At 58.8% G+C, this 15,869-nt stretch carries 14 protein-coding genes; 7 read left to right on the forward strand and 7 right to left on the reverse strand.

Annotation, left to right across the window (positions count from 1 at the left end; translation table 11 throughout):
• Window positions 1-308 precede the first annotated feature (308 nt).
• The 5 genes from QP982_RS10105 to QP982_RS10125 all read right to left on the reverse strand — a co-directional run bounded on the left by QP982_RS10105 (window position 309) and on the right by QP982_RS10125 (window position 4,304).
• A complete protein-coding gene (locus QP982_RS10105) occupies window positions 309-1,541 on the reverse strand; it encodes an amidohydrolase (protein ID WP_049189471.1) in 1,233 nt (410 codons plus the stop codon).
• Between the two features lie 82 nt (window positions 1,542-1,623).
• Window positions 1,624-2,121, reverse strand: coding sequence for a hypothetical protein (locus tag QP982_RS10110; RefSeq protein WP_048732907.1), 498 nt, complete (start codon window positions 2,119-2,121; stop codon window positions 1,624-1,626).
• A 107-nt stretch (window positions 2,122-2,228) separates the two neighbouring features.
• Window positions 2,229-2,840, reverse strand: a complete 612-nt coding sequence (locus QP982_RS10115) for a suppressor of fused domain protein (protein WP_284870509.1) — start codon at window positions 2,838-2,840, stop codon at window positions 2,229-2,231.
• 30 nt (window positions 2,841-2,870) lie between these two features.
• Window positions 2,871-3,515, reverse strand: a complete 645-nt coding sequence (locus QP982_RS10120; protein ID WP_070866565.1) for a ribonuclease FAU-1 family protein — start codon at window positions 3,513-3,515, stop codon at window positions 2,871-2,873.
• A gap of 96 nt (window positions 3,516-3,611) precedes the next feature.
• Window positions 3,612-4,304, reverse strand: a complete 693-nt coding sequence (locus tag QP982_RS10125) for an Rv1157c family protein (protein ID WP_016422388.1) — start codon at window positions 4,302-4,304, stop codon at window positions 3,612-3,614.
• A 635-nt stretch (window positions 4,305-4,939) separates the two neighbouring features.
• Between QP982_RS10125 and typA the strand changes: the two genes are divergently transcribed.
• The 7 genes from typA to QP982_RS10160 all read left to right on the forward strand — a co-directional run bounded on the left by typA (window position 4,940) and on the right by QP982_RS10160 (window position 13,332).
• Window positions 4,940-6,853 (forward strand): translational GTPase TypA, encoded by a 1,914-nt coding sequence (typA, locus tag QP982_RS10130; protein WP_016422389.1) that lies wholly within the window; start codon window positions 4,940-4,942, stop codon window positions 6,851-6,853.
• Between the two features lie 82 nt (window positions 6,854-6,935).
• A complete protein-coding gene (locus QP982_RS10135; protein WP_259803127.1) occupies window positions 6,936-9,086 on the forward strand; it encodes an ABC transporter family substrate-binding protein in 2,151 nt (716 codons plus the stop codon).
• A gap of 8 nt (window positions 9,087-9,094) precedes the next feature.
• Window positions 9,095-10,048 (forward strand): N-acetyl-1-D-myo-inositol-2-amino-2-deoxy-alpha-D-glucopyranoside deacetylase, encoded by a 954-nt coding sequence (gene mshB / locus QP982_RS10140; RefSeq protein WP_049193660.1) that lies wholly within the window; start codon window positions 9,095-9,097, stop codon window positions 10,046-10,048.
• Window positions 10,041-10,562, forward strand: coding sequence for a hypothetical protein (locus tag QP982_RS10145; RefSeq protein WP_016422392.1), 522 nt, complete (start codon window positions 10,041-10,043; stop codon window positions 10,560-10,562). The genes mshB and QP982_RS10145 overlap by 8 nt, the downstream gene beginning before the upstream one ends.
• A 232-nt stretch (window positions 10,563-10,794) precedes the next feature.
• Entirely contained in the window at window positions 10,795-11,118 is a 324-nt protein-coding gene (fdxA, locus tag QP982_RS10150) for a ferredoxin (protein ID WP_005509435.1), read from the forward strand.
• 53 nt (window positions 11,119-11,171) lie between these two features.
• Window positions 11,172-12,299 (forward strand): succinyldiaminopimelate transaminase, encoded by a 1,128-nt coding sequence (gene dapC, locus QP982_RS10155; protein WP_016422393.1) that lies wholly within the window; start codon window positions 11,172-11,174, stop codon window positions 12,297-12,299.
• 91 nt (window positions 12,300-12,390) lie between these two features.
• Entirely contained in the window at window positions 12,391-13,332 is a 942-nt protein-coding gene (locus QP982_RS10160; protein WP_070437953.1) for a pseudouridine synthase, read from the forward strand.
• Here QP982_RS10160 and dapD read toward each other — a convergent pair.
• Complete coding sequence (dapD, locus tag QP982_RS10165; RefSeq protein WP_070652888.1) at window positions 13,329-14,300, reverse strand: 2,3,4,5-tetrahydropyridine-2,6-dicarboxylate N-succinyltransferase; 972 nt, start codon at window positions 14,298-14,300, stop codon at window positions 13,329-13,331. The genes QP982_RS10160 and dapD overlap by 4 nt on opposite strands.
• Before the next feature lie 116 nt (window positions 14,301-14,416).
• Window positions 14,417-15,820, reverse strand: a complete 1,404-nt coding sequence (locus tag QP982_RS10170; RefSeq protein WP_172620259.1) for an amino acid permease — start codon at window positions 15,818-15,820, stop codon at window positions 14,417-14,419.
• Window positions 15,821-15,869 lie beyond the last annotated feature (49 nt).

Genomic DNA, 15,869 nt, shown 5'->3' on the forward strand with positions numbered 1-15,869 from the left:
GGTAGTGCTCGACGGGTTAACTCCCCGGGAGGTAATCTCTGGTGTTATCCATGATGCAATGACCGCCTGACCCTACCCCCGAAAAACGGCTTCAAAGTGTCATAAACTCATACAGTTTCACATTTGCAGCCCGTAAGTTTTTGGGTTAAGTAGCAAGAAGCATGTCCGGTCGGCGTGCGCCGGGGCCTACTTTTTCGCTTAACCCCCGGTTTTTCGGCCGTCCGGCACTCCAGCCCCGCACGAGTCCGGCACTACACCATCCACCAGCTCGCCAGCAGCCGCACACATCAGCCTCGCTAATCACACCCTCATTTCGCCAACCAAGCACAGGCAGCTACAACGATTGCCTCTGCTCCCCGGTCAAGAGTGGGTTGGAGGTCAGGGGCGAAAGCTGGGTTGTGGTTGCCAACGGCGCTGCTCTCATCCGCGAAACCGCCGAGCCCCCAGTACGTATATGGCACTCCAAGCGCATCGGGGATGATTGAGAAATCTTCAGAGGCGGCCACTGCGTCCAAGTCGGAGACTTCTTCACCGAAGTACGCGTCGAATGCCTCACGCACAGTATTCGTGGCATCCCCGTCATTATTCGTGAGGGGATAGCGGTCGTAGTAAGTGAACTGCGGGTCTTGAGGGCTGCGGGCAGCAACGCACTCTGCTCGTACAATGCGCTCGATTGCCTCTTTGAGGTGTTCGGTCACGGCGCTGTTGTAGGCACGAGTGTTGATGAGCAGCTCTGCGGAGTCAGGAATGATGTTGGACTTAGTTCCCGCTTGAATCGCACCAACGGTCACCACTGCGGTCTCGGTGGCCGCTACCTCACGCGAGACAATGGTCTGAAGGCGCATCACAATGGTGGATGCCAAGACAACGGGATCGACACTGAGCTCCGGCATGGATCCATGGGAGCCATTACCGTGCACAGTGACTTTGACCGAGAATGCAGAGGAGAGAACTGGCCCGCGGCGAGTTCCCACATAACCGCCGGGCAAGCTAGCTAGTACGTGTTGACCGAGATAAACGTCGGGACGCGGAATAGCCCTCTCCAGATCTGCCGCCAGCATTGCGCGTGCACCTTCGGCGGTTTCTTCAGCGGGTTGGAAAATACCGATGAATGTGCCAGACCACTGATCAAGGTTTTCGTTGAAAGCCTGCAGCGCTGTGAGCAAAGACATCAGGTGGAAGTCGTGCCCACAAGCGTGGGCGACGGGGACCTCTGTGCCGGTCTTTTCATCAATCTGCGTTGCCGTGGAGGCGTAGTCTTTGCCGGAAGTCTCCTTCACCGGTAGCGCATCAATGTCTGCGCGCATAGCTACAATCGGCCCGGCACCGTTCTCAATAATGGCAACGATGCCGGTGTCTCCGACGCGATTTGTGGAAATACCTGAAGATTCGAGCTCCTGAATAATCCGGTCTGCAGTGCTGTGCTCCTGCATGGAAAGCTCAGGGTGCCGGTGGAAATATTTGTACAGTTCCTCGCGCTGGGATTGGGTGGACGCGAGACCATTCAGAATCTTTCTGGCGCTCTCAGTATTAGTGGGCATACCTAAAATGTACGCCGACCTAAAGCGGACGGTGGAGGCCCTGGAAGGCATCCCCGTCCCGCCCCAAACCTCTAAGAGCTGCCTACGTCGTCACAAAGAACTTCTGGTTACGCTCGCCGCGGTAGGACTGGGCGGTTGCAGTTGCGGCGATGATAGAGGCAACAATCAGCAGGCCAGCTGTAATCAAACCGAGCGCCGACGAGTCTCCGGAGCGTACCTGGGAAATCGTTCCGACCAGCGTCATTGATGCATTAATGACAAAAACTGCCGCCGCCACGGACAGCACCGTGCGCGCTGCAGTCGATCCTTCAAGGAGTTTGCCAGCAAGCCACCAGCACGCAATCGCCGTTGCCGTCTGCGCGAGAATCGCAAACGCGAAGCTCACGGCCAAGCTGGTCTGTGCAGCAGAAACCTCGATGTTGTTGGCCTTTGCCGCTTCCGTAACAGTCGCGTCCCATTTCAATAGGGAACTGACCACGGTGAGGATTAGCGCTGGGACGTAAACATATACCGCGAGCCGCCACCACCTAAAGGACTGCGCCGCATGGAAAGGAACGTCTTTAGCCGAATTGACTGCCATAATTCCATACTCTAAACCACGCTGTCGCGGCGCGAAACGTCACTGCTAGGTTGAACTTATCGCTTGCCGACGAGCAGATAACCGGCAACCACCACAAAAGCTAACTTTTATACAGCGCTGGTGCGGTGCGGGTCGGTGAAGTCGACACCTTGGGTTTCCCACACGCGACGCAGTTCGTCAACGCCCTTAGCGCGAGCAAGGGCAAATTCGTTGGTCGTGGCGGGGACCGGCTGGAAGATTGTGACTTCGGTTTCCTCTATCGCGACCGGCGGGATTTCTGCCTTGAGCAGCACAAAACCGGTGAAGCGCGACTGATCCCACAGTGGCTGGCCGAAGTCGATTAGTGCCCCCTCGGTGAGGATGAGGCCTTCGATGCTTGGGGAAGCGGCAAGAATACCCAGCGGGCGGATGACTTCGTCCAGTCCACCACGAATAGGCAAGATGAGCTCGGCGCGCGGGCCAGAGTTGGTGTCCACCACCATTGCGGACGGATCCTGCATCGCCTCGGCACTGCAACCCAGTGTTGCATAGGTGACAATCCGGTCTGTGTCAGGTCCGAAGCGCAGCATCTTCAGTGGCGCAGAGCCAAGGAAGGTCAGCTGGGCTTCGCCGGGGTTGGACTCTTCAAAATAGGAGGTAAATGCTGCTCGGACTGCTTTGATAATCGCATTGCTATCAGGGCCGGTGGGAGGAATGGGGCCGGTTAAGTTATCGAACACGGGCGGTACTCCTTTGTTGAGGTGGTCGGTCTAGGCCGCAGGCGAAAGCTCAACGGCATCAGCCCACGTCGCATCGAGGTGCAAAGTCTGCATCCACGCATCAATGTTGTCACCGTGTGCAGCGATTGCGGCGCGTGCAGTCAGTGTGGTCTCGATAGCGAACTCGGTGAGTTCATCGCTAATCAGTCCCTGAGTATGAGCCGCGACGAGCTCGTCGACATCTTCAACTCGAATCTGTGTGGCCGCATCGCCAGGTAGGGGAGCTATGGCCTCAGGGTCGGTCGGTGCCTGCAGGATGTCGAGATACAAATCGGTCATACGCCAGCACTGCGGATCAGTCCGGTCGATGCTGACAATATCGACGTAGCGTTGGTGTTCCACCTTCACGCCCGGGCGGAAGTGATAAATGCTGATGCGCAACCCTTCGTCGGCAAGCAGGAATGACTCAAGATATCCAAACTTTGGATGATCCATCCCACGGCGCATATAAAGGCGGCTGGGTGTGAGAGTTCGGAACTCATCGACATTGCGCTGAAAGCCCTTGGGGTCGGTGTTGACCATTTCACGTAGGTCAAAGGTCTCGACTTTCGGAGGATGTGTGTCCTGACTCGAGCGAATTGGGGAGAGTGCAGGAGCTGCCGCGGTCGAAGCCGAAGTGGCCGGTGAAGTGGACATGCGAATACCTTAACGTGTAGGGGTTGCCTTTTTGGGCATAGAAAAGCCCTTTCTGCATACGTGATGCAAAAAGGGCTAGGGGAGAACTAGAAAAACTTAGTTCAGGCCGACCGGGAAGACACCGGCGGTCGGAGTGTAGCTGCAGTTGGTCGGACCAGGCTCTTCCTGAGTGGTGATACCGCCCTGCATGACAGCGATGACCACGCCCTTGCCCGTGTCAGCGGTGCCGTTGACAGCGCCCGGGCCCTCCTCGGCGTTGATGCCGTTGTTCTCCAGGGTGGTCTTGCCGTACTTGCCGTTAGCAACGTTGACCCAGTAGACATTCATCTCTGTGTCCTGCTGCTTAGCCAGCTGCTTGGTGCCCAGGCCAGTGAAAATGAAGCCAAGCTGGTTTTCTGGAACACCTGGCAGAGGCAGGTCTGCCGGGCCCGGAACGGTAGTGGCCAGGCCGAAGGAACGACCTTCGCCGCCGATGCACTTGTCGGCAACAGTAGGCAGCAGGAACTGGTTGGTCTTCGGGGCACCTTCCGGAACCTTGAAGCCCGGCTCGCCCTCGCCCTCACCAGTCAGGAAGTCAATTCCCTTGTTCAGTGCGCTGGAAATTTCCTCAGGAACGCCTGGGGAGTTAATGATGTCGCGCGCGTTGCCGTAGAGATTCGGCGAAGCGATGTTCAGGGAGTCCAGCGACGGGGAAGCAGAAGCGGCGGGAGTCATGCCCGCAGTGAGAATTGCAGCTGCACCCAAGGTCGCTGCGGCACGGCGCAGGAAGGAGCGTCCAGTCGAAACCACGGTGAAGAACCTCTCATTCGTGGGCTATTGGAGTCGGAATCAAAATTTCGGAATCGTTGCTCATCTTAGAACGACTCCAACGGGAATTGGAAAGATTTGAAAAAGAAATGTTCAGAATCTTCTCAGGAGATTAACGCACGGATTCTCGCGTGTCGCAAGTTAATTAGAGTGATTTGTGATGTAGAACGAGATGATTGTGAAAATTGAGGCGAAATGCGTATGTATGGGGTTAATGGTGTTTCGCAGCGCGTAAGCGGGTGAAGTCAAGTCTCATCCCGTGGGGTTACAACTATGGCATTTGGTCACATGTGTCACATGGCGGGCTGAGAGATTGCCGTCGTGAAGCGTTGTGGCGCTGGCGGATATGCCGTTATGGCTGTCGGTAAAGCGGGGGTGCAGTAAGGGGGTAATTTATCCCTAAGGGTGGCGCGGCAGTGCCACTTTGCATGACGGATAGGTGCTCGGGGTTGCGAGAATCTCTGCCAGATGTGCAGGGGCATTAAGAAGGAGTACACTGTAGAACGCTTTATTACGCGTTGATGCGGGGCGTTAAAGGCAGTCGTAAAGACAGTCCTTTAGAGCAAGGCCGTATCTTTTTCTTTTAGTCCTCTTAGCTTGTTAGGAGCTATCCGCCTGTGAGCGATACCGAGTTCCGTAATGTCGCCATTGTCGCACACGTCGACCATGGCAAGACCACTCTCGTGAACGCCATGCTGGAGCAGTCCGGCGTTTTCAGCGACCACGAAGAAGTTGCAGACCGAGTGATGGACTCTGGTGACCTTGAAAAGGAAAAGGGCATCACCATCTTGGCGAAGAACACCGCTATTCGCCGAAAAGGTGAGGGCAAGAACGGCGAAGACCTCATCATCAACGTCATTGACACCCCTGGTCACGCCGACTTTGGTGGCGAGGTGGAGCGCGCACTGTCCATGGTTGACGGTGTCGTGCTGCTGATCGACTCCTCTGAAGGTCCGCTGCCGCAGACCCGCTTCGTCCTGGGCAAGGCGCTTGCTGCCTGCATGCCGGTGATTATCGTGGTCAATAAGACTGACCGCCCAGATGCACGTATCGACGAGGTTGTCGAGGAAGCACAGGATCTGCTGCTCGAGCTAGCCTCCACCCTGGAAGACCCGGAAGCTGCTGAGGTCGCTGAGCGCAACCTTGAGCTGCCGGTTCTCTATGCCTCTGGTCGTGCCGGTAAGGCTTCTACCGAGAACCCGGGTAACGGCAACTTGCCGGAGTCTGAGAACCTGCAGCCGCTGTTCGACGTCATCACCGAGGTGCTCCCGGAGCCGTCCGCTGAGATTGATGCCCCGCTGCAGGCGCAGGTTACCAACCTGGACTCCAGCTCCTTCCTCGGTCGAATTGGTCTGATTCGTATCCATAAGGGCCGTATCCGCAAGGGACAGCAGATTTCGTGGATTCATTACGACTCCGAGGGCAATGAGCATGTCAAGAATGCGAAGGTCGCGGAGCTGCTGCGTACCGTCGGCGTGACCCGCGTACCTGCTGAAGAGGCCATTGCTGGTGACATCGCCGCTATCTCCGGTATCGACGAGGTCATGATCGGTGACTCTCTCTGTGATGCCGAGCATCCGGACCCGCTGCCGCGCATCCTGGTCGATGAGCCGGCTATTTCTATGACGATCGGCGTGAACACCTCGCCACTGGCAGGCCAGGGTGGTGGCGATAAGCTGACCGCTCGTATGGTCAAGGCCCGCCTGGACCAGGAGTTGATTGGTAACGTCTCGCTGCGCGTGCTGCCGACCGAGCGCCCGGATGCCTGGGAGGTGCAGGGCCGTGGTGAAATGGCGCTGTCCGTTCTGGTTGAAACTATGCGTCGTGAGGGCTTTGAGCTGACCGTCGGTAAGCCGCAGGTTGTTACCAAGACCGTCGACGGCAAGGTTCAGGAGCCGTACGAGCACCTGACCATTGATGTTCCTGAAGAGCACCTGGGTGCTGTCACTCAGCTGATGGCGGCTCGTAAGGGGCGCATGGAGCAGATGGGTAACCAGGGCACCGGTTGGGTGCGCATGGAGTTCCTCATTCCGTCCCGCGGTCTGATTGGCTTCCGCACTACTTTCATGACGGAGACCAAGGGCACCGGTATCGCCAATCACTACTCGGCCGGCTACGGCGAGTGGGCTGGTGAGATTAAGGACCGTCCGACAGGATCGTTGGTGGCTGACCGTACCGGCCAGATCACCGCTTACGCACTGATTCAGCTTTCTGACCGCGGCACCTTCTTCGTCGAGCCGGGTGACCAGGCTTACGAGGGCATGGTCGTTGGCCAGAATCCGCGTGATGAGGACATGGACATCAACATCACCAAGGAAAAGAAGCTGACCAATATGCGCGCAGCCTCGGCTGATGCGACCGTGACTCTGGAGAAGGCGCACAAGCTTTCCCTCGATGAGGCTATGGAGTTCTGTGGTGCTGACGAGTGCGTTGAGGTCACCCCGGAGGGCATTCGCGTACGCAAGCAGATCCTCAGCGCCACCGATCGCGCTCGCGCTCGTTCCCGCGCGAAGGCCATGAATAAGAAGTAATTCGGGTTGGTAGGGGACTGGGCCACCTGAAAACCAGTCTCGGGGTAACTGACTCGGTCAGGTGTCGAGTAATCTCGTGGATATGTTTATTCGCAGCCGTCGTCACGCAGCTTCTCGTCGATTTTTCGTAGCATCGACACTCTGCGTGACGGCGGCTTTGGCGTCTTCGTGCATGGCTCGCCCCTCGGACGCTCCGACTGTGCCCGGGCAGCAGGAAGCGCCGGTGCAGCAGGAAGACACCGCTGACCAGGCCAAAAAGATGCGTGAAGTCACGGTCGGTGTCGACGAGTTTGTCGAAGGCTTCAATCCGCATTTGCTTGCCGACGTCTCCCCGGTGACCAGCCTGGTAGCGCGACTGACACTGCCTAGTGTTTTCACCCCTGCGCCGGTAGAGGGCGAGGCTGGTGACGCTAGTGCCGCCGCGCAAGCTCCCGGAGTGGTGGATAACGCTGCCAATGCTCGCTCGGCAGGAGCTCCCCAATGGCTTCTCAACTCCGACTTGCTGGATTCCGTGCAGGTCATCGAGAGTGATGACAGCAAAGACGGTGACGCCAGAAACGGAGCTGGAAACGGGAAAGCGGCCGATGTTGACATCACGGATCCGACGGTAGCGGCAGAGCATGTCCGCTACCGCATTCGAAAAGGGGCGCAGTGGAGCGATGGCACGCCAATCAGTGGCGAGGACTTCCGCTACCTATTTTCCCAAGTCACGTCCACGCCAGGATCGCTGGATACGGCGACTTATGAGCTGATTAAATCCATTGATGTCTCCGACGGTGGCCGTCAGATTGATGTGACGTTCACTCAGCCGATTACGCATTGGCAGCGCCTGTTTGCACATCTCTTGCCAGCGCATTTGATGCGGTCGAACACTGATGGTTTTTCCGAAGGGCTGGCCAGCCGTTTCCCGGCCTCCGGTGGGCAGTACACCGTCGAGTCGATGGATGTCGGCCGCAACATCATTCGACTGGTTCGAAATGACCGCTACTGGGGTGAGCAGCCAGCAGCCTCGGAGGTTATTACGCTGCGTGCCATGCGTAGTGCCATCGATGGTGCGGAGCAACTGCGTTCGAAGCAGATCCAGGCCGTGCAGGTCCGTCCGACGGAGACGTCTGAGCTGACGTACGGTCTGATCCCCGGTGTTGCTGAGTTCTTCCATGAGCCCAACCGGGAACTGGTTTTCAGTACCAACCTCGCGTCGAGCAGGCTTGCCGACGAATCCGTCCGCCGGGCCATTCTGAACACCATCAACGTTGCACAGGTCTCAGAGGTGGCCACCGGGCGCCGAATCGCAGGTGGCTCTGGTGACGGTCGTGACCAGGAGAAAACCGAGGCGCCACAGGCCGGTTTTACTGAGGACAATCCGCTACGAATCGGCATCATTAGCGACGGTATAGCGGCACGCGCTGCGGCTTTTGCGGTCGCTGACCAGTTGACTGCAGCTGGTATCCCCGCCACCGTTGTTTCGTATTCACCGGCGGACATGCTGCGTTCTTCGTTGCCCTACGGAACCGTCGATGCCGTGGTGGCATGGGCAGAGCAGCCCAATTCCGTCCAGGCGGCCCGGGAACGCTATGCGTGTACGGAAGGCTCGATCAGTTCGCTACCGCCGAAGGACTTGGATGAAGCAGGCGCAGAGTCGGCTACCGAGTCTGAGTCAGAATCCGAGTCTGAGTCTGAGGGCGTTGACAGTTCGACAAAACCTGCACCAAGTGAAGACCGGGGAAAGAGCGCTGAAGAGCAGAGCTCGCTGGACGGGACAACATCGTCTGAGCAGTCCACATCTTCTACCTCAGCAGAGCCGGCTGACCTCAGCGGAGTATCTGTCGCTCCGAAATCGGCTGCTCGGAGCGAGAATCTTTCCGGCCTTTGTGACCCGCAGGTTGATGAGCTGCTCGCTCCCGACAGTTCTGCGTTGCCCGCTGAACTCGCCGATATCATTGCTGGCCACAGTATCGAGCTGACCTTGGTGAAAGACGGCTTGCTGACGGTCGTCAGCCCGGAAATTACAATTACTGGGCGGAAGGACTCTTCGCAGTGGACCGATGACCCAGTGTTGGGCCGCCTCGGTGTTCTGGGTGAGATTCGCCGAGTCGCGACGCAAAGCGGGACTCGAGAATCGTCTGAGAATTCTCAACCGGGAGATAGTCCGCGCGAAGATACTGAGCAGGACGGTTCGGGTCAGAACCAAGAAGTCCGCGATAACGCCGACCAGGAGAACAAGGGGAAGTAAGAAAGCCCGTGAAGTTACTTTTTGTTCACGCACATCCAGATGACGAGTCCATTTGGACAGGTGGTTTGATTGCGGCTGCCGCGCGCTCCGGAGCGTCGGTAAGCGTAGTGACCTGCACGATGGGCGAGCTGGGGGAGGTCATCGGCGCGCCGTACCAGGGGCTAGTTGCTGATGAAGCTGACCAGTTGGGCGGTTTCCGCGTCGCCGAGTTGCGCTCGGCGCTGCGTGCGCTGGGGGCCAATAGCCCAGACAATGCGCCACGTTTCCTCGGTGGTGCCGGGCGTTGGCGTGATTCCGGTATGGCAGGGGACAAGGGTAATGAGCATCCCCGTGCGTTCATGAACTCAGGTGATGAGGCGGTAGCCCAGCTTCGCACCATCCTCGATGAGCTGCAGCCAGACCTGGTCATTACCTACGATGCCGATGGTGGCTATGGGCACCCGGACCACATTCGCGCACACGATATCACTGTCGCGGCGTGCGGAAATCGCTTTCCGACGCTGTGGGCGGTCACCGATCGTGAGGCAATGGTGGCGGGGCTGGATGCCATTACCGTGGTGCCGGAGAGCTGGCAGGCATGCGATGTCGACGACTTCGCTACCGTGACCGGCCGTTTCGAGGTTCAGCTGGATGATGCCGCTGTGGCTGCCAAGGTTGAGGCCATGCGCGCGCATGCGACACAAGTGTGGTTCGCCGATGGTTCCGTTAGCGAGGTCAATCCTGATGCTGTCTATGGGCAGACCGACGGCTCTGGTCGTGCGCGAGCCGTCTGGGCGTTTTCCAATTTGCTGTGTCAGCCGGTGACACCGACTGAGGCATACCGTTTTGGTACGGCGACCGCTGCGTCCCTGGAAGAGCTGGGGGAGCTGGTGAATATCCAATTACTGCCAGAGCCGGTAGCGAGCGTCGACTCTGTACCGAGCGTGGATCTGGAAGCGGAGGGGAGTGCGGACGATGAGTAACCCTCAGCCTCACGAAAGCGAAGACTTGATTAACGCTGCTGGCGGAAAGTTGAAGAACGAGCGCTTGAGTATTGAAAAGCGCACATTCGGGGATGAGCGCTATTGGGGTGACCCGGAACGTTCGCAGCCACGCGAGAACTTCCATCAGGGGGAGGTCACAGTAGCGCTAGTCTGGCTGTCGCTGGCTGCGTTGGCAGCGTTGGTGATTGAAGTAGTTTTCCTCGGAGCGTGGATTACCATCGGCTCGGTTGCTATTCCGTTGCCGTGGACCATTCCGCTGGCCTATATTGCCAATCTGATTATCACCAACACAGCGTTGCTGTGGACACGCGATCGCTCCAAAGCTGCAATTCCGACTGTCATCTGGGTGCTGGGCTTTGCAGGCATTCTGCTGTGGGCAGTGCTGCCCTTCGGTGGGGACTTGGCAATGGGGCAGTGGTTGCGAACAGTGCTGCTGCTTGTTTGCGGTGTGCTGGGCGGTGCCTGGCCACTGCGCCATCTGCGGGCACTCTAGCGAAAACCGCAGCGGATACTGCAGGAGACGGTGAGGAATTGATACAGGGCAGGCCCGCATCAATGTGGCTCTTTCTGGAGCCAGTTGAAAACAACACCCACGTTGGGTGTAGACTCCAATCTGAATATACCGCTCTGTCTATTTTGCTCTGTTTCTCGTCGGAACGGCATAATCGACAGATAGCGAAAGCCTCATCCCATATCTTGTGAGAAAGGTTCTTAAACCTAAAACCATGACTTACATCATTGCCCAGCCATGTGTTGACGTCCTCGACCGTGCCTGTGTTGAAGAGTGCCCGGTTGACTGCATTTACGAGGGCAAGCGCATGCTTTACATTCACCCTGATGAGTGCGTGGACTGCGGCGCTTGTGAACCGGTCTGCCCAGTCGAGGCCATCTTCTACGAGGACGATGTTCCGGATGAGTGGGTTGAATTCATCGATGCCAATGTCGACTGGTTCGATGAGCTGGGTTCCCCGGGAGGTGCCGCCAAGCTCGGCCCCCAGGACTTCGATGTGCCATTCGTGGCAGCTCTGCCGCCGCAGGCAGAAGACTAAAACCACAGAGGACTAAAGCTATTTCTTTCCCGGGAAGGACTTCATCACCGCCCATGTCAGCTGCCCGCAAGCGCGTAACTCCCGGTTCTCTTTTACCTCAGTTTCCGTGGGATTCTCTCACGCAGGCGAAAGCCACTGCGGCTGCGCATGAAGAGGGCATGGTGAATCTCTCGGTCGGCACACCAGTCGATGAAGTCGCTCCGATAATCCGGAAGGGCCTTACCGAAGGTGCTGCCGCACCGGGTTACCCACAGACCGTCGGCACGCCTGAGCTACGCGCGGCGATTGTTGCAGCGATGGCGCGGCGCTACGGCGTGACGGGACTGGAGTCAGCGGTCAATGGCGGCAATGTGCTTCCGGTCATCGGCACCAAGGAAGCGATTGGCTGGCTTCCCTTCCTCCTCGGCGTAGGCGCGGGGCATACCGTCGTCATCCCCGAGCTGGCATATCCCACCTACGAGGTCGGCGTTCGCATCGCAGGCGCTGAGCTGCTGCGTGCGGACTCGCTGACGCAAATCGGCCCCGCCTCGCCGACGCTGATGTTCATCAATTCCCCGGGCAACCCCAACGGCAAGGTCCTCGGTGTTGAACACCTGCGCAAGGTGGTTGAGTGGGCGCGTGCTCGGGAAGTCATTGTCGCCTCTGACGAGTGCTACCTGGGGCTCGGTTGGACTGAACAGCCAGTCAGTATTCTCGACCCGCGAGTGTGCGACGGTGATTTCACCAACCTGCTGGCTATTCACTCGCTGTCCAAGACGTCGAACATGGCGTCGTACCGCACCGGCTGGTTCGCTGGCGACGCGGACCTCATCGCCGAGCTGGTTTCCGTGCGCCGTCACATGGGGCTGATGATGCCGGGACCCATCCAGCACGCCACGATCGCCGCGCTTAACGACGACTCCCACGAGGCTGAACAAAAGCAGCGCTACAGTGACCGCCGTGAGATTCTGCATGATGCACTGGTAGCCGCAGGTTTTCGTATCGATGACTCCGAGGGCGGGCTCTATCTGTGGGCTACTCGCGGGGAAGACTGCTGGCAGACGGTTGATTGGCTGGCTGAACGCGGCATCCTGGTCGCACCGGGTAGCTTCTACGGGCCCAAGGGTGCGCAGCACGTACGGGTGGGGCTCACAGCGACGCTCAGCGACATCGAAGTGGCGGCGGCGCGTATTCGCGGCTAGCCCCGGCCAGATGTGCTGGCTCTAGCAGGCCGAATGCTGCAAACGGTGCCGACATCGGCATAGACCAAATCATAAAAAAAGGGAGTGTGCCGTGGGACGTGCCGCAGGCAACCGAGATGCGTGGTGGGGCCTCGAGAAGAACCGTAAGACTGCGCAAGTCGATGCCGCCGCTCACGAGTGCGAGGAGTACATCCCCTTTGAGCCGGCAATTGTGGCCGACACCGATGAGTTTCTGGTCGTAGACAAGCCACCTTTTCTGCCGGCGACTCCCAACGGCCGCATCGTGGCCAATACCGTGCAGGAGCGACTGCGACGTAGTCTCGAGGAACCGGAGATAGTGGCCGTTCACCGCCTGGATTTTCTGACCAGTGGGCTGCTGTTGCTTTCCCGGAATCCGGCTACCCGTGCGCGCTACCAGCAGCTTTTCCAAAACCAGGAAATCACCAAAGAATACGAATGCCTCACCGTGATGCCCGATGATTGGCATGTGGGGGAAACCAGGGATGTCACGCTTCTGCTCGATCCCAACCCGGCGGGGCGCGGAGTAAAAGTCGTGGAGACCGACGATTTCGCTCGCGCTGCCGCGAAGAATCCCAAGTTCAAGCTCGCACGCACAACCGTGACCTTCCTCGGCCGAGTAGCCGCGGACATCGGCGATGTGCTGGCGAACAGCCATGGCGGTGGTGCGACCAGCACCAGCATTCCGCTGCACGCAGTCGGCTGTGGTTGTGGGCATTGCGGGAGTCGCATGCAGGTGGGGCGCTGGCGGCTACAGCCCCATACGGGCCGCACGCATCAGCTGCGGGCGACGATGGACTGGCTAGGCTATCCCATTCTCGGTGAGGACACCTATGGCCGGAAAGCGGGGGCGCAGGGGCCGTCGGCAAGCGCGGGCAGCGCGCCAAAGTACACGCCGCAGCTGCGATTGACGGCAACCGCGCTGGCCTTTGTCGACCCCGTCACTGGTGAGCGACGTGTCTACCGGAGCGCGCGGAATATCGCGGCCCCGGCAGACGTGCCGACCACCCCTTAGTTAGCGTGCAGCTCCGCGCTGAGCTTCACCTTTTCGGCAGCCCATGGCACAACCTCGACTGCACCAGAGAGCGAGTTGCGGCGGAAGAGCATATTCGATCCGCCCGAGAGCTCGCGGGCCTTGAGCGTCTTCTTCACACCGTCTAGGGCAACGAGGCACTTGGTGCCGGCAGTGATGTAGAGCCCGGCTTCGAGTACGCAGTCATCGCCGAGCGAGATTCCGAGTCCAGCGTTCGCACCGAGTAGGCATCGCTTGCCGACGGACACAACTTCCTTACCTCCACCGGATAGTGTGCCCATGATGGACGCACCACCGCCGATATCGGAGCCGTCGTCGACGACGACCCCCTGAGAGATACGGCCTTCCACCATGGAGTGTCCAAGCGTGCCTGCGTTGAAGTTGACGAAGCCCTCGTGCATGACTGTGGTGCCCTCTGCGAGATGGGCTCCAAGGCGCACGCGGTCAGCGTCACCGATGCGGACTCCGGTGGGAGTGACGTAGTCGACCATGCGGGGGAATTTATCGATGGAGTAGACGGTGACAGGCCCGCGGCGTGACAGCTTGGCTCGGGTTACCTCGAAGCCTTCGACAGCACAGGGGCCAAAATTCGTCCACACCACATTGTTGAGCTTGCCGAAGATGCCGTCCAGGTTGATGCTGTTGGGGGTGGCCAGGCGGTGGGACAGCAGATGGAGACGCAGGTAGGCATCGATGGTGTCGACTGGTGCGTCATCGAGTGAAGCGATGGTAGCTGTGACCAGACGGCGGGTGGTGCCACGGTCCGCATCGGCTACGGCCAGATCTGTGAGGTAGGTGAAATCTTCGGGCAGTGCGTCGGCGTCGATGGTTCCGGTCGTGGTGGAGGTTGCCACGCCCTCTTCGATGAGCTTGGGGGCGGGGAACCAGACGTCGAGAACAGTATCGTTGTTAAAAGTGGCAATGCCGGTAGCTTGTGCTCCAAATTTCATGGAAAACAGGCTACCGGCATATCCCTATCTATGAAAAGTGTTCCGCAAATGTGTAGCAAGGAAATGTTCGGATAGGGGTAGCAGGGTGGTTAGGCCCTGCAGCCAGTTGCTAACGGCTAGTTGCTATCGCTGGACTCGAGAGCCTCGCGGGCCGCGGTGCGGCTCTTCTTAGTCAGTGCAGCGAGCACCGCGAGGAACGCAGTGACACACACAACGGCGATAACCTGCTGGCGAGCACCAGAATCGGTGAGCATGCCAACAGCGAGGCCCAGAATCAGGATGACCGCTACCCAGGACAGTGCCGGGTAGGCCCACATGCGAACGGAAAGCTCGTTGTTGGCCTCCATCTGCGGGCGCAGCTTAATCTCAGACAGGGCGATGACCAGCCAGATCACCAGCAAGCAGCCGCCGACAGCGTTCAGTAGGAAGACCAGGACACTCGAGCCGTCGAAGACAACCTGCAGGCCCACGGAGACGAAGGCGAAGACCATCGACATGATGACCGCACGGTTCGGAACTGCGCCTTCATTGGTGTGGGCGAAGAAGCGCGGTGCCTCACCGCGGGTGGACATCGAGTAGACCAGGCGAGAGGTTGCGTAAATCTGAGCGTTGAACGCGGACAGCAGCGCCAGAACGATAATGGCCTCCATGAAGCCAACGGCACCCGGAATGTTCGCCTGCTTCAGAACCTGGGTGAACGGCGACTCAGCTGCGGAGTCAGCGCCGTCAATCTGGGAGTACGGCAACAGCAGGATGATGACGGTCACGCAGCCCAGGTAGAACACAGAGATGCGGAAGATTACCGAGCGGACAGCAGCAGCGATGGAGCGCTGCGGATCTTCAGCCTCAGCAGCGGCAATTGTGACAATCTCGATACCGCCGAAGGCGAAGGCCACGGCCAACAGACCAGCGGCAATGCCGGACACGCCATTCGGGAGGAATCCGGACTCGGCAATATGCGTCGTACCGACGAAGCTGGTGCCTGGCAGCAGACCGAAGAAAAGAAGAACGCCAATGACCAGGAACGCGATAATCACCGCGACCTTGATGAACGCGAACCAGAACTCAAACTCGCCGAAACCGCGCACATTCGCCAAATTCACTACAGCGAAGAAGACAACACAGATCAGGCCTGGAATCCAGCCCGGAATACCGAACCACGCACCCATGATGGCACCGGCACCGGTAATTTCAGCGCCGAGCACCATGATGAGCATGAACCAGTAGAGCCAGCCGAGGACAAAGCCAGCCGAGGAACCAAAGGCCATCTCGGCATAGGTGGAGAAGCTACCCGGTGTCGGGCGGGCAGCGGCCATCTCGCCGAGCATCTGCATGACGAGGACGACAATGAAGCCAGCGATGACATAGGAAACTAGAACACCCGGGCCAGCTGCCTTAATGCCGACGCCCGTACCAAGGAAAAGACCGGCACCGATTGCGGAGCCAAGACCCATCATGGTCAGGTGTCGAACCTGCAGCCCCTTGCCCAGCTGAGCTGTCTCGCCGGAGGTGGAGGTAATTTGCGATTCGGTCATGTCGCAAACATTACCTCGCTGATAACAGGGGCAA

The sequence above is a fragment of the Corynebacterium sp. MSK019 genome, assembly GCF_030232425.1.
Lineage (GTDB): Bacteria > Actinomycetota > Actinomycetes > Mycobacteriales > Mycobacteriaceae > Corynebacterium > Corynebacterium jeikeium_D.